Source organism: Curtobacterium sp. PhB137, assembly GCF_003814955.1.
Lineage (GTDB): Bacteria > Actinomycetota > Actinomycetes > Actinomycetales > Microbacteriaceae > Curtobacterium.
Genome location: NZ_RKQO01000008.1, coordinates 159990 through 178350 on the forward strand (window position 1 = coordinate 159990; position 18361 = coordinate 178350).

The window sequence follows — 18361 nt, forward strand, 5'->3', positions numbered from 1 at the left end:
GAACCGGTTCAGTTCCTGTCCCTGAACCCGCTTGTCGCAGTGACTATGGAGGACTAAAACGCTATAGTCAAGCCCGTGGCCACGAACCGTCGAACGACGATCTCCGACATCGCCGCGCGTGCCGGCGTGTCCGTCAGCGCGGTCTCGTTCGCCCTCAACGACCGCCCCGGCGTGTCCGACGAGACCCGCGAACGCGTCCGCGCGATCGCTCGCGAACTCGACTGGCAACCGCACACCGCAGCGCGCGCCCTGGGCGGCGCGAAGGCTGGCTCGATCGGCTTCGTGCTGAACCGGCCGGCCCGCACGCTCGGCACCGAGTCGTTCTTCGGCGACCTGATCTCCGGCATCCAGCTCGGGCTCGCCGGCACCCACGTCGGGATGAACCTGCTCGTGGCACGCGACGCGGCCGAGGAACTCGAGACCTACCGGGCCTGGTGGCGCGGGCACCGGGTCGACGGCGTCGTCGTCATCGACCCGCGGCGCGACGACGACCGGCTCACCCTGCTCGCCGAACTCGGCATGCCCACGGTCGTCGTCGGCTCCCATCCCTCACCCGAGGGCTCCGCACCGAGCGTGTGGATCGACGACGGCGACGCGACCGACACGGTCCTGCGGTACCTGCACGCGCTCGGGCACCGTCGGATCGCGCACGTCGCCGGGCGCCCCGAGTTCGAGCACACCGCCATGCGGATCGGCCGCGTCCGGGCCTTCGCGGCGACCGAGGGGCTCACGGACGCCGTGTCGATCCCGACCGACTACTCGGCCGAGGCCGGCGCGAGCGCGACCCGGACCCTGCTGTCCCGCAGCAGCCGACCGACGGCGATCGTGTACGACAACGACGTCCTGGCGGTCGCCGGACTCGGGGTCGCGAGCGAGATGGGCGTCGCCGTGCCGACCGACGTCTCGATCGTGTCGTTCGACGACTCGGCGATGATCCAGCTCGTCCGGCCGTCCATCACCTCGCTGACCCGCGACACCGTGGAGCTCGGGCAGCGCGCGGCGACACTCCTGCGAGCGCAGATCGACGCCACTGCACCGCTGGCGTCACGGCCCGGACCACCACTGACCTTGAGCGTGCGGGAATCGACGGCGCGCGCGCAGCCCTGACCGCTCCCCGACACGCCGAGCGGCACGTCGGCGTCCGTCCACGGCGCGCGGCGGACTTGACTCCCGTTCGAACACACGTTCGAATACCGTCGTGGGACGGCGTCGCGAGAACCGGTGGCAGCCCCCGGAGCACCCGGAGGTCGAACGTCCGCGCGCCTACTCGCTCTCAGAGGACGCCCGCGGGCCCGACGTCTGCCACGCCGTCACCCCCGTGCCGGTCTGGGCGTGGATCCAGTTCCCGACATTCCACGTCCGGGTGAAGGCCTTCGCGAAGAGCTGGACCCGCGATGCCGTCATGGTCGAGTGGGCCCAGTTCGGACAGCAGGCGGACGCGTGGGTGTGGCGGTCCGCCGTGAAGCACCGCACCCTGCGCGCCGACCAGGCGGAGCGCGCGATGCGGAGTCCGCAGAACGCAGCGCGTTGACTTCTGCTCGCACCCCGAGGATGGTTTAGCGAACACCGGTTCGGCAAGTAACTCACTGATCGAGGCATTCGTTCGAGTGCCGCTCCGGGACGAGGAGGCACCATGAAGAACACAGCGGTGCCGTCCTGGGTCGCCCACGTGCTCACCCCGCCCGAGGTCATCAGCGCCTACGTCGAGGCCCGGGTCAACGATCCGGCCCTGCTGTCGGGTGAGCGCACGGAACCCACGTACGCCGACTTCCTCGGCGACGAGTAGACGGTCGTTCAGCGGCGTCGGCGGCGCGCGGACAGCGTGACGCCGACGCTGGCAGCGGTGACGCACACCAGCGCCACCGTCTCCAGCACGGACAGTCCCTCGCTGAGCACCACGAGGCCGGCCAGCGCGGCGATCGCCGGGCCGAGACTCTGCAGCACGCCGAACACCCGCGTCGGCATCCGCCGCAGCGCCAGCATCTCGAGGGCGTAGGGCAGCACGCTCGACAGCACGGCGACGGCGCCGAAGACGAGCAGCAGCACCGGTTCGCGGACCACGCCGTCGACAGCGGACGGGAGCCCGAACGGCAGCGACACGAGCATCGCGACCACCATCGACACCACCAGGCCGTCGACACCCGGGATCGCGGCGCCGACGTGCCGGTTCATCACGATGTAGCCCGCCCAGCACGCCGCCGCGAGCACGGCCCAGACCACGCCGCCGACCTCGGTCACGGCGCTCGGGCCGACCCCGAGCAGCACGACGCCGGCGAGCGCCAGGGCGGCCCAGAGCGCGTCCCGCCACCGCCGGGTGTGCACGAGGGACAGGGCGAGTGGACCGAGGAACTCGATCGTCACCGCGACCCCGATCGGGATGGTCGCGAACGACAGGTAGATGAAGACGTTCATCCCGCCGAGCGCCAGCCCGAGGCCGACCGCGCCGAGCCACTGCGCGCGGGTCCAGTGCCTGATGCGAGGACGGACGACCAGCGCGAGCACCACCGCGCCGATGACGAGCCGGAGCGTCGCGGCCCCGACCGCGCCGACGTCGTCGAAGTGGGTCTTCGCGATCGCGGCCCCGAGCTGGACGGACACCATCGCGGTGAGGGCGAGCAGCGGAGCCGGGATCCGGTCGGTACCGCGGGCCTGGTTCATCCGCGGGACCGGCTCATCCGAGGTAGGCGAGCACGGCGAGGACGCGGCGGTGGTCCTCGCCGGTGTCCTCGAGCGCGAGCTTGCCGAAGATGCTCGACACGTGCTTCTCGACGGCGCCGGTGCCGATGACGAGGGCACGGGCGATGGCCGCGTTCGTGCGACCCTCGGCCATCAGGCCGAGCACGTCGCGTTCGCGCGGGGTGAGCGCGGCGAGTGGGTCGCGCCGTCGGCTCATCAGCTGCGTGACGACCTCGGGGTCGAGCACGGTGCCACCGGCCGCGATCCGACGAACGGCGTCGTCGATCTCCTCGAGCCGGGTGACGCGGTCCTTGAGCAGGTAGCCGATGCCCGTCGCACCGGCGGCGAGGACGTCTTCGGCGTAGGTGGCCTCGACGTACTGCGAGAGGAGCAGGACCCCGGTGCGCGGGGCGATCCGGCGGGTCTCGACGGCGGCGCGGACGCCTTCGTCGGTGAAGGTCGGCGGCATCCGGACGTCCATGACGACGACGTCGGGAGCGCCGTCCGGCAGCGTCGCGAGGAACGCGCGGGCGTCGGCGTACTGACCGATGACGTCGATGCCGGCTTCGTCGAGCACGCGGGCCAGGCCCTCGCGCAGCAGGACGGCGTCGTCGACGACGACGGCCCGGATGCGTGCTGCATCCGGGCCGTCTGTCATGCCGACCAGCCTAGTGGGAGCGCGGGCGCTCCCGTGGGGTCACGACCGCGGGTTCGCCGTCGTGGGGACGCCGTTCAGGGCACCGAGCGGGATCCGCGCCGTGGCCTCGGTCGGGCCGCCCTCGGGGCTCGCGACGACCAGGTCGCCGTCGAGCGCGCGCATCCGGCCGATCAGGCCCTCGATGCCGTGGCCCTGCTGGGGTCGTGCTCCGCCGCGGCCGTCGTCGGTCACGCTGACGGTCAGGTACCAGAGCCCGGAGGCGTCGACCACGAGGCCGAGGTACACCCCGGCGGTCGTGGCACCGGCGTGCTTCATGGTGTTCGTCAGGAGCTCGCTCACCGTGAAGTACACGTTGCGCTGGATCTCCGTCGCGAGCTCGAGGCCCTCCGGCAGGCGGACGTCGAGGCCGACCGGGATCGGGGTGCGGGCGACGAGCGCTTCGAGGGCCGCCACGAGCCCGCGGTCGAGCAGGATCGGCGGGGCGAACCCGCGGGACAGCGCACGCAGTTCGTCGAGGGCGTCCTGCGCGTGCTCGGAGGCCTCGCCGATCAGCTGCTTCGCCTTCTGCGGGTCCTTCTCGAACGCGCGTTCCGCTGCCGACAGGTCCATCCGGAGCCGCACCAGGCGCTGCTGGGGGCCGTCGTGCAGGTCGCGCTCGATCTGGCGCAGGGCCTGACCCTCGGCGGTCACGGCACCGGCACGGGAGGCCTGGAGTCCGGCGACGCGCTGCTCGAGCTGCTCGGCACGGAACCCACCGAGCAGACCGAAGTCCACCCAGTAGTGCGCGATGACCGAGCCACGGGCCCAGAGCGGGAACAGCACGACCGAGGCGGCCATCGACAGCAACCCGAGGAACCCGAACCCGACGACGGAGGTCATGTCCCACCCGAAGTACTGCGCACTCAGTCCGTTCGCGAACGCGACCACCGCGAGCCCGACGGGCCAGAGGAACCCGGCGAGCAGCAGGACGCCGGCGCCCACGGTGAAGAGCGCGACGAGCGGGTAGACGACCGCTGCGTGCAGCAGGTAGAGCCAGTAGTGCGGGTTGGCGACCGCGGAACCGGTGCGCGTCCACCAGTTCTGCTGCCAGCGGGGCGTCCAGTCCACCGGGCGGATCGGACGTCGGTCAGCCCATCCGATGCGGAGCTTCTCGAACTGTCCGAGCCACCGCGCCACGAACAGCGCGATGAAGAACATCAGCAGCACGAACGGGTTGAACAGGTCGCGGAAGCCGCCGCCGAAGATCGCCGCGGGGAACGCGAAGTAGAGCGTGCAGAGCAGCACCCCGGTCAGGGCCATGTAGCCGAAGTCGCGCGGCAGGCGCTTCCACGACTCGCGGTAGAACGCACCGGCGGTCATGCCCGAGCCCGCACTGCCGCCCCGGCCGCCACCCGGCGCCGATCCGTTCGGCGGGGTCGCTCCCCACGACGCCGGCGGCGTCTGCTGGTCGTGCTGTCGCGGGTACTGCGGCATCGGCTTGGTGGCTCCAGGTGGGACGGAGTCGCCCAGCGGAACGGTCTGGGCCTGGTCGGGCGAGGGCGTGACGTCGTCCAGCGGGACGGTTCGCGCCTGGTCGAGGCGGTCGGTGTCGGTCATGACTCCAGCCTCGCGATCACGGGGCCGTTCCCCCATCCTGCCCCCTCCCCACCCCGGGTGGGGTTATCCCCCCTCTCCACAGATCTCCCGAGGCCGATCGTCACGGGACGGCCCGCAGGACATGCTCGTGGTGATGGGCGACGCACTCCGAGCACTGATCGACGCCGTCGGCCTCGAGGTCGGCCCCGGCGAGGAGGTCCGATCCGACGACGACCGCTGGACGCTCGATCTCGATCCGGACGGTACGCACGCCTGGGTCGCGACCCGGCACCGGCCGGTCTGGCTCCACCGCGACGACACACTCGTGTTCATCGAGGCTGGTGGAGCCGCACTGGTCGAGCAGCACCCGACGACGTCGATCGGCTCCGACCCCGAGCGGCACGGTCCGCCTCGAACTGCTCCTTCGTACGACTTCCCGCACGAGGCCCTGTTCGCCGACACCGGCGTCGTCGTCGGATCGGCGACGCTGGGGCCACTCGCTGCCGAGGTCCTCGCGCTCCCGTCGATCGCCACCACCCAGCCCGCGGGCTTCCCGTCGGCGGACGTCGTGCTGGCGCTGCGTCACGTCGGTCACCTCGACGGCGGCCGGTGGCACGGCGTGCAGCAGGATGCGCTCGCGCGACTCGTGGTCACGACCGTGCTCCACGACAACCCACCGCCGTTGCTGCGCGACAACAGCCTGGCGAGGGTCCTCGACCGGCTCTTCGACCCGGCGGGCGAGCACTCGACTGCGGACCTGCTCGACGGCGTCGGCATGTCTCCGCGCACCCTCGAGCGTCGGTGCACCGAGACCACGGGCTGCACGCCGGCCCAGCTCGGGCGGTGGTTCCGGAGCCTCGGCGTCCGGAGTGCACTCACCCGGGGTGACCGTCCCGCCGAGGTCGCTGCACGCTTCGGCTTCAGCACCACCGCCTCCATGCGACGCGCGCTGCAGCGGGTCCGCGCACCGGAGACCGACCTCCCTCGGAGGTTCTGACGGTTCTGGTTCACGAATCCCGCGGTTCGCGAACCAGGACCGTCAGCCGCCCGGACAGAACATGCTTTCCCCGCCGCGCGGGCTGCGCGTAGTGTGCGGGCATGCAGAACATCACGGGGGTTCGGGTGGTCTCGGCCGCGGCGGTCGTCGCAGCCGTCGTGTTCGGGGCGCGTGGACTGGTGGGGACGATCTGGCTCGCGCCGTGGGACTTGCCGAACGGACTGCTCCTCGTCGCCACGGTGGTGGCCGGGCTGGCGGGTGCGGTCGTGCTCGTCGCGGCGGTGCGGGCGAAGGACCGACGGGCGCTCGCGTTCGCGGTGTCGGTCCTGGCGTTCGCGCTCCTGTGGCCGGCGCCGGGTTGGGCCACCGCGGTGCTCGTCGTCGTCGCGCAGGGTGCACTCGTGGCGTTCGGCGTGCTGACCGTCCGGAACGAGGACGGCGCGCAGCGGGCCTTCGGCTGGGTCGTCACCGTGGCGGCGTCGCTGTGGTTCGTCAGCGCGCTGCTGTCGAACGCGGTGCTCCTCACGGCGCTGCCGCAGGAGGCACTCGGCATCGCGTTCTCCGTCCCGGGGCTGCTGCAGACCGTGGCCTACCTGGCGGCGACGGTGCTCGTCGCGGTCCCGCTCCTGCGTCCGGTGGGCCGGGGCGTGAACGCGCTCTGGGCCTCGGCCGAGGTGCGCTGACTCCGCAACGACGCTGAGCCGGCGAGCGCCCGTCAGCCGGCCCGTGCCGCCAGGCGCTCGGATCGGCGCACTGCCTGCTCGTCCGGGTCCGGCACCGGCGCGGCCTGGATGAGTCGACGCGTGTAGGGGTCCTGCGGCGACCGGAGGATGGCGTCGCGACTCCCCTGCTCGGCGACCTTCCCGCCGTGCAGCACGACGACCCGGTCGCACAGCGTGTCGACCACGGCGAGGTCGTGGGTGACGAACAGGCACGCGAAGCCGAGGCGTTGCTGCAGCTCACGGAAGACGTCGAGCACCCGCGCCTGCACCGAGACGTCGAGGGCGCTCGTCGGCTCGTCGGCGATGAGCAGTGCGGGGTCGAGCGCGACGGCGCGGGCGATCGCGACGCGCTGCCGTTGGCCGCCGGAGAGCTCGTGCGGGAAGCGCTCGCGGTACCCGCCGTCCAGGCCGACGTCGGCGAGCAGCCGGTCCACGCGTTCGTCGATCTGGGCCGACGGCAGGCGCAGGATCTGCCGGAGCGGCTCGGCGACGGTCTGTCCGACCGTGTAGCGCGGGTTGAGCGACCGGAGCGGGTTCTGGAAGACCACGCCGACGTGTCGCCGCATCTCCCGGCGCGCTGCTCGCCGGGCGACTGCCACGTCGGTGCCCTCGACGACGACCGAACCGGACGTGATCGGTGCGAGCCCCACGGCGGCGCGGCCGATGGTGGTCTTGCCGCTGCCGGACTCGCCCACGAGTCCGACGATCTCACCGCGACCGACCGTGAACGACACGTCGTCGACCGCGCGGAACCGCCCGCGCAGTGCACCGCCGTACTCGACCACGAGGTGCCGGACGTCGAGGACGATCGATGGAGCCTCCGTGACGGGGTCGACCCGCGCCTCCCGGCCGACCTCGGTGCCCATGCGTGGGACCGCAGCGAGCAGGTCACGGGTGTAGTCGGCGGACGGTGCGGCGAAGACCGCGGCGACGGTGCCCGTCTCGACGACGCGACCGCGGCGCATGACGACCACGCGGTCGGCGATGTCGGCGACGACGCCCATGTCGTGGGTGATGAGGAGGATCGCGGTGCCGGTGCGTTCGCGCAGCGCACGCAGGACGTCGAGCACCTCGGCCTGCACCGTGACGTCGAGTGCGGTCGTCGGCTCGTCGGCGATGAGCAGGTCGGGGTCGGCGGCGAGCGCCATCGCGATCATCACCCGCTGCGCCTGTCCGCCGGAGAGCTCGTGCGGGTACTGGCCGAGCCGGCGTTCGGGTTCCGGCACCTCGACGGCACGCAGGAGTTCGAGCGAACGGTGCCGGACGGCGGCGCGGTCGTGCGAGGCGTCGGCGCGGCGGACGGCCTCGGCCAGCTGGAACCCGACCGTGAACACCGGGTTGAGCGCGGCCGACGGGTCCTGGAAGATCATCGACACGCTGCGGCCGCGGACCCCGCGCAGGGTGCGCTCGTCGGTGCCGAGCACCTCGAGGTCGCCGAGCCGGATGCTGCCGGAGGAGCGCGCGCCGTCCGGCGCGATCCCCATCGCCGTCATCGCAGTCATGCTCTTGCCGGATCCGGACTCCCCGACGACGGCGACGACCTCGCCGCGGCCGACGGTGAACGAGGCGTCGTCGACCGCGCGGACCTCGGCGCCGTCGACGTCGAAGGTCACGGACAGGTGGTCGACGGTCAGGACGTCGGTCATGGGGTCTCCGAGCGGTCGGTGCGGTCGCGGGCGGCCTTGAACGCCTCCCAGTCCTCGAGCATCTTGTGGTGGTGGCCCTGCAACCACTGCATGTAGTCGCGGCCGTTGAGCAGGCGCTCGCGGACCTCGGCGTCGACGTCGCCCGCCCCGGTGCGGCCGGCGTGCTCGACCACCGCCAGGCCGTGTCCGATGATGTCGCGCTGCCGGTCGAGGTACTTCCGTTCGCCGGCGAGCCAGGAACCCCAAACGTCGGCCTCGGCGCGGAAGTAGTGGCTGCGCTCGCCGGCGACGATCTGCCGCTTCACGAACCCGGAGTCGACGAGCCGGCGAGTCGCCATCGAGACCGAACCCGAGCTGGCGCCGAGGGCGCGTTGGAGATCGGCGGACGACGAGTGCGGCGCGCGGGTCATCATGAGGTAGCCGAGCACGCGGGCGTCGGTGAGCGCCATGCCCGCACCGTCGTTGAGCATGAGGGCGAACTCCTCGACGAACGCCTGACGCTCGGGTTCGAGGACGACGTCGTCGCCCCGACCGTCGACGTCGCTCACGGTGCCAGCCCCGCCGCGACCTCGGGCGACTCGGTCGGGATCGTCCACGGTTCCTCGGTCATGCCACCGCCGGCGCGGATCGACCGGACGGCGCCGTCGGCGTCGCGCGTGAAGGTGATGTCCTCGTCGACCGAGCCGAAGCGGTTGCCGTGCGTCATCCGGAGCGTGTCCGCGTCGACGACCTCGAGTCGGGTGGGGGTGTCGAGCGGTTCGGGTCCGGACGGGTCGACCTCGACGAGCCGGTCGCCGATGCGGGCGATGTCGCTGACGCCCCACGGGTTGGCGAAGCGTCCGGTGTAGGCGGCAGTGTCGACGTCGTCGGGCACGGGGGTGCCGGGTGCGGACGTGTCCGCCGCGGCGTCGAGCATCTGCACGACGGCGGTGGCGATGAGGGTGGCGGGCCCGGCGGCGGCGCTCGTCATGACGGACACGACGAGTCCGGATGCCGGGTCGAACAGCGACTGCGTGATGTGCCCGGGGAACCCGCCGGAGTGGCCGCGGATCTCGCGCCCTCCGATGCGGTCGACGATGAACCCGGCGCCGTAGCCGCGGGCGGCCGGGTCGTCGGTGGCGCTCCAGGCCTTGCGCTGCGCGAGTCGCTTCGAGTGGTCGTCGAGCAGGCTGCCGGCCCCGATGACGTGCTGCGAGAAGTACTTGACCAGGTCGGAGGCGGTGCCGTGGAACCCGGTGGCGGCGGCCATGGCGTGGGTGTCCACGTGGTCGATGCGCTGCCGCTGCCGCGCGGTGTGGAACCCGGTGTAGCCGACCACGAAGTCGTCGGCGCGCGCGGGGTCCCAGTCCGGGCCGGTGTTCCGCAGGCCCAGGGGTTCGGTGATCGACTCGCGGACGAAGTCGTTGTAGGACTGCCCGGAGACCGCGGCGATGACGAGCCCGAGCAACGAGTAGCCGAGGTTCGAGTAGTTGAACGACGACCCGGTGGGGACCTTCTGCCCGCGGTCGAGCACGAGTGCCAACAGCTCCTGCTCGTCGGGGAACGGGCGCAGGAGCGACCAGTAGTCGCCGTCGTGGCCGTCGCGGATGACCCCGGCACCCATCTCCATGAGCTCACGGATCGTGGCGTCGGCGAGCGGGGAGCCGCCGTCGACCAGCGCCGGGACGTACGTGCCGACGGTGTCGTCGAGCCGGAGCGACCCGCGCTCGGCGAGCTGGAGCAGTGCCGTCGCGGTGAAGGTCTTCGAGTGCGAGGCGATGCGGAACAGGTCGGTGGTGGTCAGGCGACGCCCGGCCTCGACGTCGGCGTAGCCCCAGGCCTCGTCGAACAGCACCTCGCCGCCGAACCCGATGGCGACCTGCACGCCCGGCACCCGCAGCTGCCAGACCTTGTACGACACCCACTCGTGGATGTAGGGCAGGGTCTTCCGGTACGCGGAGAGGGTGTCGGTCACGGTGGTCCTTTCGAAGGGCGGTGGTTCGAGTCTGGCGCGTCGGTCGCGACGGCGCCCACCGCGACGCGGCGTGCACCGTGCCGGTCAGCGCCGACGCGGGTCGAGCGCGGCGCGCAACGTGTCGCCGAGCGCGATGACGGAGAGCACCGTGACGGCGAGGAACGCCGCGGGTGCGATGAGCATGTGCGGGGCGCGGAGGAACTGCGACGTCGCGGCGGAGAGCTGCAGCCCCCACGAGATCGCCGGGCTCTCGAGCCCGATGCCGAGGTAGGTCAGCGACGACTCGGACACGATGACGCCGCCGACGGTGATGGTCGCGAGCACGAGCAGCGGCGAGATCGACGACGGCAGCACGTACCGGGTGGTGATCCGCCAGGTGGACAGCCCCATCGTGCGGGCGGCGAGCACGAACTCGGCGTTCCGCACGCTGCGGACGCTCGACCGCACGAGCCGGGCCATCGTCGGCCACCCGAACAGCGCGAGCACGAGCGACACCGTCAGCACGGACCGCTCCCCCACGCTGTTGAGCACCACGACGGCGCCGAGCAGGAACGGGAAGCCGAGGAACACGTCGGTCAGGCGGGCGAGCACGGCGTCGACCCAGCCGCCGACCATGCCGGCGATCGTCCCGACGACGACGGCGACCATGCCGGCGAGCACGGTGGTGAGCACCGCGACTGCGATCGACGACCGGGTGCCGTACACGACGTTGGCGTACACGTCGCAGCCCTGCAGGTCGAAGCCGAACGGGTGTCCGCTGGTCGGCGAGGCGCCGCTCTGCCCGAGGTCGCACACCCGGGGGTCGCCGTGGCCGAACAGTCCGGCGAACAGCTGCGGGAACGACGCGATGAGCAGCACGACGACCAGGACCGAGGCGGGCACCCAGAAGCCCGGGGTGCGGGCCGCGGCCAGCAGGGGTCGTCGTCGGCCGCCGACGACGGGCTCGACGGTGGCGCTGAGCGCTGAGGTGGTCATGCGGCTGCTCCGGTCCGGACGCGGGGGTCGAGGGCGGCGTGCAGCAGGTCGACGAGCACGCTCGTGACGAGGAACACCAGGATGAGCGCGGTCGAGATGCCGACGACGACGGCACCCTCGTGCGACCGGATGCCCTGGAACAGCAGGTTCCCGACGCCGGGCAGGTTGAAGATGCCCTCGATGATCACGGTGCCGCCCATCAGGTACCCGAGGTCGGTCGCCAGGTAGGTGGCGGTGGGGATGAGCGAGTTCCGCATCACGTGCACGCCGACGATCCGACCGGGTGCGAGCCCCTTGGCCCGTGCGGTCCGGACGTAGTCGGCGTCGAGGGTCTCGATCATCGAGGTGCGGGTGAGCCGGGACACCGCGGCGAGGCCGAACAGCGCGATGACGAACGCCGGCAGGATGTACGCCGTCGGCCAGCCCGCGGTGACGCCGGCGACCGGGAACCAGTGCAGCCGCACCGAGAACACCAGCTGCAGGGCGACGCCGAGGACGAACACGGGGATCGCACCGACGACGATGGTGCCGACCAGGACCGTCTTGTCGAGGGCGGTCCCGCGCTTCAGGGCGGAGAGCACCCCGAGCCCGATGCCCAGGACGATCTCGAGGGCCCACGCGGTGAGCGCCAGGGTGATCGTGACGGGCCACCGCGAGGCCATCTGCTCGCCGACGGACTGCCCGTTGAAGTCGGTGCCGAAGTCGCCGCGGAACAGCCCGCCGACGTACTGCACGTACTGCAGCCAGAGCGGCTGGTCCAGGTGGTACTCGGCCCGGAGCGTGCGGACGACCGCGTCGCTGAGCGGCCGGTCGCCGCCGAGCGCCCGGATCGGGTCACCGGGCAGCGCGAACGTCATCGCGTAGATGAGGAACGTCACCCCGAGGAACACGATGGCCAGGCCGCCGAGCCGGCGACCGACGGCGAGCGTCGGACGCATCACGCGCCTCCCGACACGGCCGCCGACACCGGACGGGAGGCACGGGTCGGGTCCGCCACGTGCGCCGCGCAGGCGAGGATCGCCCCGTACTGCACCCCCACCAGTTTCCGCACCGGGATCGGGTCCGCCTCGGTGGCGGCGTCGGCCTGCCAGTGCGCGTAGCGCTCCGCCAGGCGGTCGCGCAGGCGCCGGAGCGGGGCGGACGCCGTACCGGCGGTGGTCTCCGCCTCGAACGCGCGCAGCAGCATGCCGCCGTAGCGCAGCCGGAAGCAGCGGACCAGGTCCTCGCAGCCGAAGCGCTCCGCGACGGTGGCCCGCCGGTCGACCGGCTCGCGGTCGGCCCGGCGGCGGTCGGTGTCCGCCGTGCCGGCGAGCATCGGCACGAAGGCCCGCGACGCCTCGAGGAACGGCGACGCGATCGACAGCATCGGCGACGCCTCGTCGAGCAGCTGCTGGAGTTCCTCGCCCGAGGCGCCGAGCTCGGCGGAGCAGCGCAGCAGCAGGTCGGCGTACGACTCGTCGGTCGGGGTCTGGTCGTCGGCGTCCGGGTGGCTCCAGTACGGCAGTTCGGCCACCATGCACAGTGCTCCGTGCCGCATCGCCCACGCCGCGCTCGACGCACCGTGGATGTGCTCGCCCGGGTCGACCCCGAGTGCTTCGAGGTAGTCGTACGCGGTCTCGATCCCGTCCATCGCGAACACCGCGGGGGCGAGTTCGCGCAGGAACGGCGACTCGGGCTCCCCGGTGTCGAGCGGCAGCCCGAGCGCGGCGGGGACCGCGTGCAGGGTGTCGACGACGTCGGGCAGGTCCTCGGACAGGTAGTAGTAGACCCCGCCCATCTCGCCGTTGTGCAGCGACACCAGCAGGTCCGGCTCGGTGTCGTCGATGAGCCGCATGAACGCGAGCGTCTCCGGCAGCACCTGGTCGAAGTACACCGACTTGTGGCTGTTCGGGAACGTCCACTCCACCTGGCTGTCCGGTGCCGGGCGGTAGAAGTGCCGCGAGTAGAACACGCGGTCGTGCGGGTCGTGGAACCACGCCTCGTTGAGCCGCATGCCGTCCGGGTCGATCGTCGGGACGATGTGCCAGGTGACGTCGAGCCCACGGGCGTCGTCGTCGGTGAGCACCGTCTCGGCGAGGTGCAGGGCCGTCCACGAACCGATCGGTTCGTTCGGGTGCACGCCGCCGACCACGACGGCGGCGTGCGACCCGGTGCCGATCCGGTAGGAGTGCAGTGGTTCGCCGAGGCGGCTGGTGCCGATCCGGGTGACCGTGACCTGGTCCGGGTGGGACGCTGCGAGCGCGTCGAACCGGGCGTGCAGATCATCGACGAGCGGGAAGCCGTCGTGGTCGGGGACCTCGGCCGCCAGGCGGAGGATGGTGCGCTGGTCCATGTGGTGGTGCCCTACTTCACGGCGATCTGCGCGACGACCGGGCTGCCGGCGACCGCGGGGAGCTTCGTGACCTTTTCGCTCGTGACGTACGAGTACTTGTCGAAGAAAGTCGGGACGACGGGGAAGTCCTCGAGCACGGCCTCCTGCGTCTTCGTGTAGTACTCGTTCGCCTCGTCCTGCGAGCCGGCCGAGTCGGCCTTCGCGAGCAGGGCATCGACGGTGTCGGACTGGTAGTACCCGGTGCAGGGCGAGCAACCGCCCGCCAGGGTGAACAGGGCACGGAGGGTGTTCTGCTGGCTGATGTACAGCGCCCCCCAGTGACCGAAGTGCGGGCCGGCGACCTTCTTGTCCGTCAGCTCGGAGTAGTACGAAGCCCAGTCGGTGGTGGCCTTCGCGACGGTGTCGACGCCCAGGTTCTGCCGGATCTGGTTGGCGTACGCCTCGTAGAGCGAGTCGAGGCCGCTGCCGCCGGGGTAGACGAGCGTGATCGTGCCGTCGAAGCCGCCGGACTTCGCCAGGAGCTTCTTGGCCGCCGCGGGGTCGAACTCGCACGCGTCGCCGCAGATGCCCTCTTCGGTGCCGGACATCGACGGGGGCGTGAGCGCGGTGGCGGGTTCGTACAGGCCGCCGTAGATTGCCGTGTTCACCTCGTCGCGGTCGATCGACATCGAGATCGCGCGACGGACGTCGGGGTCGGAGTACCGGTCGTCCCAGAGCGGGAAGCCGAGGTAGTCGATGCCCGGGGCGTCGAAGGAGTGCAGGCGGTCACCGAAGTCGGCCTTCGCGCTCGTCATCTTGTCGGTCGGCAGGAACAGCACGTCGGCGTTGCCCGCGAGGACGTCGGTGTAGGCGGTGTTCATGTCCGAGTAGCTCCGGAACGTGACGTCCTTCGTGACCGGCTTCGTGCCCTCGTAGTCCTTCCACGCGGTGACGGTGAACTCCTTGTCCGCCTTCCACGCCGACTGCATCTCGTAGGGGCCGTTCCCGATCGGCTTCTCGTCGTACGCCTTCAGGTCGTCGTAGGCGGCCTCGGGCATCGGGTAGAACGCCGTCTGGGCCTGGCTGAGCTGGAGCGGGAACTGGCTGTCGGCGTGGGTGAGCGTGACCGTGAAGGTGTCCTTGCCGGTGACCTGCAGCCCCGACATCTCCTTCGTCTTCGGGGTGCCCTTCGCCGGGTTGAGGTCCGTGTACCCGACGATCGCGGCGAGCTGCCCGCTGTTCTCCCACGCGTTGGGGCCGTAGGCGACGTGGTTCCAGGCCTTCACGTAGCTCTCCGGGGTGACGGCCTCGCCGTTCTGGAACGTCCAGCCGTCGCGGAGGGTGATGGTCCACGTGGTGGCGTCGTCGCTCTCGACGCTCTTCGCGGCGACGTCGTGGAGCTCGCCCTTCGCGTCGGTCTGCGTCAGCGGCGCGAACAGGCTCTGCACCTGGTCGAACGCGACGGTCTGTCGTCCGGGCGTCAGGTGGTCGGGCTCGCCGGTGGCGTACACCAGGCTCGATCCGCCGGCGGAGTCGGCCGTGCCGCTCGCCGAACAGCCGGTCACCACGAGCGCCAGTGTGGCTGCCGTGGCCAGGGCGGCGATGGTCCTGCGTCGCATGGGGGTCTCCTCGGGTCGTCGTTGATGAGTGAAGCTAGGCCCGTTCGAGCACCCGGCACAATGCTTCTTTCAATGAACTCTGAAACTTTTACCGTTCTGAAACACTCGCGAAACGACAGGTGTCGCGCTCGACCGGGGCCGTGTGCCACGCTCGGACCATGCGGCACACACCCCACTTCCTGATGACGGACGTCGACGAGGTCAAGCGCCTCGTCGCCGGCAACCCGTGGGCCACGATCGTGTCGCACACCGACGCCGGGATCGTCGCGTCGCACTACCCGTTCCTGCTCGAGACACCCGGGCCGGACGACGACCCCGACCAGGTCGTCCTCGTCTCGCACGTCGGCCGCCCCGACGAACTCGCGCACGAACTCGGCCGCCACGAGGTCCTGGTCGTGGTGCAGGGTCCGCACGGCTACGTCTCCCCCGCCTGGTACCCGCCGGAGCAGTTCGTGCCGACCTGGAACCACGTCACCGCCCACCTGTGGGGCACGCCGGAGCTGCTGTCCGACGACGAGAACTTCCGGGTGCTCGGCGAGCTCGTCGACCACTTCGAGCGCGTCATGCCCGAGCCGGTGTCCCTCGAGATCGACGAGGAGACCGCGCGCCGGATGGCGAAGGGCACCGTGGGCATCCGCATCCGGGTCACCCGGTTCGACGCCCGTGCGAAGCTCTCCCAGAACAAGGCCCCCGAGGTCGTCGACCGCATCATCGCGGGGCTGCGCGGCGACGGCCCCTACGCGTCGCCGGCGCTCGCCGACGAGATGGAGCGGGTCCGGTCCGTCGGGCCCACGACGGACAGCCGGGAGGCGCGATGAGCGAGATCCTGCTCCGTACCGTCCGCAGGGTGGGCACCTCCGGGGCCCCTGCCGACGTCCGCATCGCCGACGGCCTGGTCACCGAGATCGCGCCGGCCGGCACGCTCGACCCCGCCGGCCCCGACACCGAGGTCGTCGAGGCGGCCGGCGCCTGGCTCGGCCCCGGCCTCCGCGACCACCACACGCACTTCGACCAGTGGGCCCTGGTGCGCCGCCGCGTCGACGTCTCCGGCTGCGACTCCGCGGAGTCGACCGCCGACCTCCTCGCCGCGGTCGCGCGGACCGGGGTGCCGGACCGCGTGCTGATCGGCCACGGCTACCGCGACGGGTTGTGGCCGACCCCCGCACGACGCGAGCTGCTCGACCAGGCCGCACCGGGCCTCCCGACCGTCGTCATCAGCGGTGACCTGCACGCGGTCTGGTGCAACGCCCTCGCGCTCGCGCACTTCTCCGCACTCGTCGGCCGGCCGCTCGAGGCGGGTGACGACGGGATCCTGCGCGAGCAGGACGCCTTCGACGTGACCGGTGCACTCTCGCAGGTGCCGGACGACCTGCTCGACGGGTACGTCGTCGACGCCGCGGAAGCCGCCGCCGCCCGCGGTGTGACGGGCATCGTCGACCTCGAGATGCGCTTCGGCCTCGACCGCTGGGCGCGCCGGATCCACGCTGGCACCGACGCCCTCCGGGTCTCGTCGGGCGTCTACCCGGCGGAACTCGACGCCGTGATCGACCGCGGACTCCGCACCGGCGACGTCGTCGACCGGACCCGCGGCCTGCTCACGATGGGGCCGTTCAAGGTCGTCACCGACGGCTCGCTCGGCACCCGGACCGCGGCCATGGCCGACGGCTCCGGCGTGCTGGCGTGGGAGTTCGACGACCTCGTCGCGATCACCCGCCGAGCCGTCGACGCCGGACTCGTCCCCGCGATCCACGCCATCGGCGACCGGGCGAACACCCTCGCGCTCGACGTCTTCGAAGCCGTCGGCGCCCGCGGCACCATCGAGCACGCGCAACTGCTCGTCGACACCGACGTCGACCGGTTCGCCAGGCTCGGGGTGGCCGCCTCGGTGCAGCCCGAGCACGCCATGGACGACCGCGACATCGCCGACCGGCACTGGGCGGGCCGCACCGACCGCGCCTTCGCGTTCGCGTCGCTCGCCCGAGCCGGAGCGCGCCTGCTGCTCGGTTCGGACGCCCCCGTCGCGCCGCTCGACCCGTGGATCTCGATGGCCGCGGCCGTCGGACGCGACCGGGACGGCCGCGACCCGTGGCACCCCGCCGAACGACTCTCGGCGCTCGCCGCGTGGACGGGTTCGACGGACGGTCGGGTCAGCGTCGCGGTCGGCGACGTCGCGGACCTGGTGCTCGTCGAGTCGGACCCCCTGGCAGCGTCGTCGTCCTCGTTGCGTTCGATGCGGGTGCTCGCGACCGCGATCGCCGGACGGTTCACGTACTCAGAGCTCTGAAGCGCCCTACTTCTGGTCCTTCGGGCACCAGTAGAGCTTCCGGCCGGCCATGTCGGCCATCCGGATCTCGGTGCCGCACACCCGGCAGGGCTCACCCTGGCGGTGGTAGACCCAGTGCCGGTCCTTGCGCGACCGCTGCGCCTGCTTGTACTCGGCGTCGGACAGGCCGTCCATCGTCATCATCAGGCCGTCGCGGACGCCGTCGTGCAGCAGCTTCGACCAGTCCGCCCAAAGCGCCTTCGCCTGCTTGACGGTGATCTTCTTGCCGACCTTGTACGGGTCGATGCGCTGCCGGAACAGCAGCTCGGCCCGGTAGATGTTGCCGATGCCGCTCACCACGGACTGGTCCATGAGCAGCTGGCCGATGGCGACGTTCCGCTTCCGGACGTTGTCCACGAACGTCTTCTCGGCCTCGGGACCGTCGTCGTTCATCGGGTCGGGGCCGAGCTTGTCGAGGGCACGCTGCACCTCGGCCGGGGTCTCCACCACGCAGGCCGTCGGACCGCGCAGGTCGGCGACGGTGTCCTCGGTCAGGATCCTGACGCGCACCTGGCCGACGGGGTCCGGCGGGAACGACTCGATCGGGTCCTCGACCTTCTCCTGCTCGGCCATCCGGTACCGCGCCAGTCGGGGTGCGCCGATCGACGTGAGCGACTCCTCGCCGTCGTCGTCGGCGGACAGCGCCGTGGCGGTCGACAGGTCGCCGGCGAAGTCCCACGCACCGTAGAGCCCGAGGTGGACGCGCAGGAACAGATCACCCTCGAACTCGAGGAACATCTGCTTCGCCACCGCACGGGCAGCGATCATCCGCTTGCCGTCGATCTGGGCGGCCCCGGCGGCGAACCGCCCCTGCGGACTGGACACCTCGCAGCGCTTGCCGACGAAGTGCCGGGTGAACTGGTTGGCGATTCGGTGGACGGAGTGACCCTCGGGCATGGGACCTG

18 protein-coding genes are annotated in these 18361 nt (G+C 71.6%); 7 read left to right on the forward strand and 11 right to left on the reverse strand.

The features are described from left to right. The first annotated feature begins 75 nt into the window (after positions 1–75). The 3 genes from EDF28_RS15185 (at position 76) to EDF28_RS19310 (ending at position 1786) form a co-directional block, all read left to right on the forward strand. Positions 76–1107 (forward strand): LacI family DNA-binding transcriptional regulator, encoded by a 1032-nt coding sequence (locus tag EDF28_RS15185; protein ID WP_123938866.1) that lies wholly within the window; start codon positions 76–78, stop codon positions 1105–1107. A 91-nt stretch (positions 1108–1198) separates the two neighbouring features. Then, complete coding sequence (locus EDF28_RS15190; protein ID WP_123293983.1) at positions 1199–1531, forward strand: hypothetical protein; 333 nt, start codon at positions 1199–1201, stop codon at positions 1529–1531. 102 nt (positions 1532–1633) lie between these two features. Further along, complete coding sequence (locus tag EDF28_RS19310; RefSeq protein ID WP_165901332.1) at positions 1634–1786, forward strand: hypothetical protein; 153 nt, start codon at positions 1634–1636, stop codon at positions 1784–1786. Positions 1787–1794: 8 nt separating this feature from the next. On the opposite strand, the gene EDF28_RS15195 is transcribed toward EDF28_RS19310, so the two are convergent. Genes EDF28_RS15195 through EDF28_RS15205 form a run of 3 tightly spaced genes read right to left on the reverse strand, consistent with a single transcriptional unit; the run spans position 1795 to position 4930 of the window. Next, a complete protein-coding gene (locus EDF28_RS15195; protein ID WP_123938867.1) occupies positions 1795–2658 on the reverse strand; it encodes a DMT family transporter in 864 nt (287 codons plus the stop codon). 13 nt (positions 2659–2671) lie between these two features. Continuing rightward, positions 2672–3334 carry a response regulator transcription factor gene (locus EDF28_RS15200; RefSeq protein WP_111084503.1) on the reverse strand — a complete coding sequence of 221 codons (663 nt, stop codon included), beginning with the start codon at positions 3332–3334 and terminating at the stop codon, positions 2672–2674. Positions 3335–3373: 39 nt separating this feature from the next. Beyond that, positions 3374–4930, reverse strand: coding sequence for a sensor histidine kinase (locus tag EDF28_RS15205; protein WP_123293985.1), 1557 nt, complete (start codon positions 4928–4930; stop codon positions 3374–3376). Between the two features lie 133 nt (positions 4931–5063). Here EDF28_RS15205 and EDF28_RS15215 point away from each other — a divergent pair, with 133 nt between their 5' ends. Together EDF28_RS15215 and EDF28_RS15220 are read left to right on the forward strand one after the other, a co-directional pair. After that, positions 5064–5906: a helix-turn-helix domain-containing protein gene (locus tag EDF28_RS15215; protein WP_185094263.1), complete on the forward strand. Its 843-nt coding sequence runs from the start codon at positions 5064–5066 to the stop codon at positions 5904–5906. A gap of 101 nt (positions 5907–6007) precedes the next feature. After that, complete coding sequence (locus EDF28_RS15220) at positions 6008–6589, forward strand: hypothetical protein (protein WP_123938870.1); 582 nt, start codon at positions 6008–6010, stop codon at positions 6587–6589. 32 nt (positions 6590–6621) lie between these two features. Here EDF28_RS15220 and EDF28_RS15225 read toward each other — a convergent pair whose 3' ends face one another. The 7 genes from EDF28_RS15225 to EDF28_RS15255 form a co-directional block, all read right to left on the reverse strand. Then, positions 6622–8274 (reverse strand): ABC transporter ATP-binding protein, encoded by a 1653-nt coding sequence (locus EDF28_RS15225; protein WP_123938871.1) that lies wholly within the window; start codon positions 8272–8274, stop codon positions 6622–6624. Next, positions 8271–8822 carry a GbsR/MarR family transcriptional regulator gene (locus tag EDF28_RS15230; protein ID WP_123938872.1) on the reverse strand — a complete coding sequence of 184 codons (552 nt, stop codon included), beginning with the start codon at positions 8820–8822 and terminating at the stop codon, positions 8271–8273. Before EDF28_RS15230 ends, EDF28_RS15225 begins: the two co-directional genes overlap by 4 nt. After that, the gene (locus EDF28_RS15235) at positions 8819–10228 is read right to left on the reverse strand and encodes a serine hydrolase (RefSeq protein ID WP_260155042.1); all 1410 of its coding nucleotides are present in this window, start codon (positions 10226–10228) and stop codon (positions 8819–8821) included. Before EDF28_RS15235 ends, EDF28_RS15230 begins: the two co-directional genes overlap by 4 nt. Before the next feature lie 84 nt (positions 10229–10312). Continuing rightward, entirely contained in the window at positions 10313–11203 is an 891-nt protein-coding gene (locus tag EDF28_RS15240) for an ABC transporter permease (protein ID WP_123938873.1), read from the reverse strand. Next, positions 11200–12141 (reverse strand): ABC transporter permease, encoded by a 942-nt coding sequence (locus tag EDF28_RS15245; RefSeq protein ID WP_123293990.1) that lies wholly within the window; start codon positions 12139–12141, stop codon positions 11200–11202. The genes EDF28_RS15240 and EDF28_RS15245 overlap by 4 nt, the downstream gene beginning before the upstream one ends. Next, positions 12141–13535 carry a M14 family zinc carboxypeptidase gene (locus tag EDF28_RS15250; protein ID WP_123938874.1) on the reverse strand — a complete coding sequence of 465 codons (1395 nt, stop codon included), beginning with the start codon at positions 13533–13535 and terminating at the stop codon, positions 12141–12143. The genes EDF28_RS15245 and EDF28_RS15250 overlap by 1 nt, the downstream gene beginning before the upstream one ends. Before the next feature lie 11 nt (positions 13536–13546). Continuing rightward, positions 13547–15133, reverse strand: a complete 1587-nt coding sequence (locus EDF28_RS15255; protein ID WP_260155043.1) for an ABC transporter substrate-binding protein — start codon at positions 15131–15133, stop codon at positions 13547–13549. Positions 15134–15291: 158 nt separating this feature from the next. Here EDF28_RS15255 and EDF28_RS15260 point away from each other — a divergent pair, with 158 nt between their 5' ends. Continuing rightward, complete coding sequence (locus EDF28_RS15260; RefSeq protein WP_123938875.1) at positions 15292–15951, forward strand: FMN-binding negative transcriptional regulator; 660 nt, start codon at positions 15292–15294, stop codon at positions 15949–15951. Next, positions 15948–17417, forward strand: a complete 1470-nt coding sequence (locus EDF28_RS15265; protein ID WP_123938876.1) for an amidohydrolase — start codon at positions 15948–15950, stop codon at positions 17415–17417. The genes EDF28_RS15260 and EDF28_RS15265 overlap by 4 nt, the downstream gene beginning before the upstream one ends. 6 nt (positions 17418–17423) lie before the next feature. Here the strand turns inward: EDF28_RS15265 and EDF28_RS15270 are convergent, their stop codons facing one another. Then, positions 17424–18353, reverse strand: coding sequence for an Fpg/Nei family DNA glycosylase (locus EDF28_RS15270; protein ID WP_123938877.1), 930 nt, complete (start codon positions 18351–18353; stop codon positions 17424–17426). Between the last annotated feature and the right edge of the window lie 8 nt (positions 18354–18361).

Excerpts from the sequence above, each read along its gene's own strand:
- EDF28_RS15240 (WP_123938873.1), bottom strand. The coding sequence starts at position 11,203 with ATGACCACCTCAGCGCTCAGCGCCACCGTCGAGCCCGTCGTCGGCGGC.
- EDF28_RS15245 (WP_123293990.1), bottom strand. The coding sequence starts at position 12,141 with ATGCGTCCGACGCTCGCCGTCGGTCGCCGGCTCGGCGGCCTGGCCATC.
- EDF28_RS15265 (WP_123938876.1), top strand. The coding sequence starts at position 15,948 with ATGAGCGAGATCCTGCTCCGTACCGTCCGCAGGGTGGGCACCTCCGGG.
- EDF28_RS15270 (WP_123938877.1), bottom strand. The coding sequence starts at position 18,353 with ATGCCCGAGGGTCACTCCGTCCACCGAATCGCCAACCAGTTCACCCGG.
- EDF28_RS15200 (WP_111084503.1), bottom strand. The coding sequence starts at position 3,334 with ATGACAGACGGCCCGGATGCAGCACGCATCCGGGCCGTCGTCGTCGAC.
- EDF28_RS15255 (WP_260155043.1), bottom strand. The coding sequence starts at position 15,133 with ATGCGACGCAGGACCATCGCCGCCCTGGCCACGGCAGCCACACTGGCG.
- EDF28_RS15220 (WP_123938870.1), top strand. The coding sequence starts at position 6,008 with ATGCAGAACATCACGGGGGTTCGGGTGGTCTCGGCCGCGGCGGTCGTC.
- EDF28_RS15250 (WP_123938874.1), bottom strand. The coding sequence starts at position 13,535 with ATGGACCAGCGCACCATCCTCCGCCTGGCGGCCGAGGTCCCCGACCAC.
- EDF28_RS15225 (WP_123938871.1), bottom strand. The coding sequence starts at position 8,274 with ATGACCGACGTCCTGACCGTCGACCACCTGTCCGTGACCTTCGACGTC.
- EDF28_RS15205 (WP_123293985.1), bottom strand. The coding sequence starts at position 4,930 with ATGACCGACACCGACCGCCTCGACCAGGCGCGAACCGTCCCGCTGGAC.
- EDF28_RS15260 (WP_123938875.1), top strand. The coding sequence starts at position 15,292 with ATGCGGCACACACCCCACTTCCTGATGACGGACGTCGACGAGGTCAAG.
- EDF28_RS19310 (WP_165901332.1), top strand. The coding sequence starts at position 1,634 with ATGAAGAACACAGCGGTGCCGTCCTGGGTCGCCCACGTGCTCACCCCG.
- EDF28_RS15215 (WP_185094263.1), top strand. The coding sequence starts at position 5,064 with ATGGGCGACGCACTCCGAGCACTGATCGACGCCGTCGGCCTCGAGGTC.
- EDF28_RS15195 (WP_123938867.1), bottom strand. The coding sequence starts at position 2,658 with ATGAACCAGGCCCGCGGTACCGACCGGATCCCGGCTCCGCTGCTCGCC.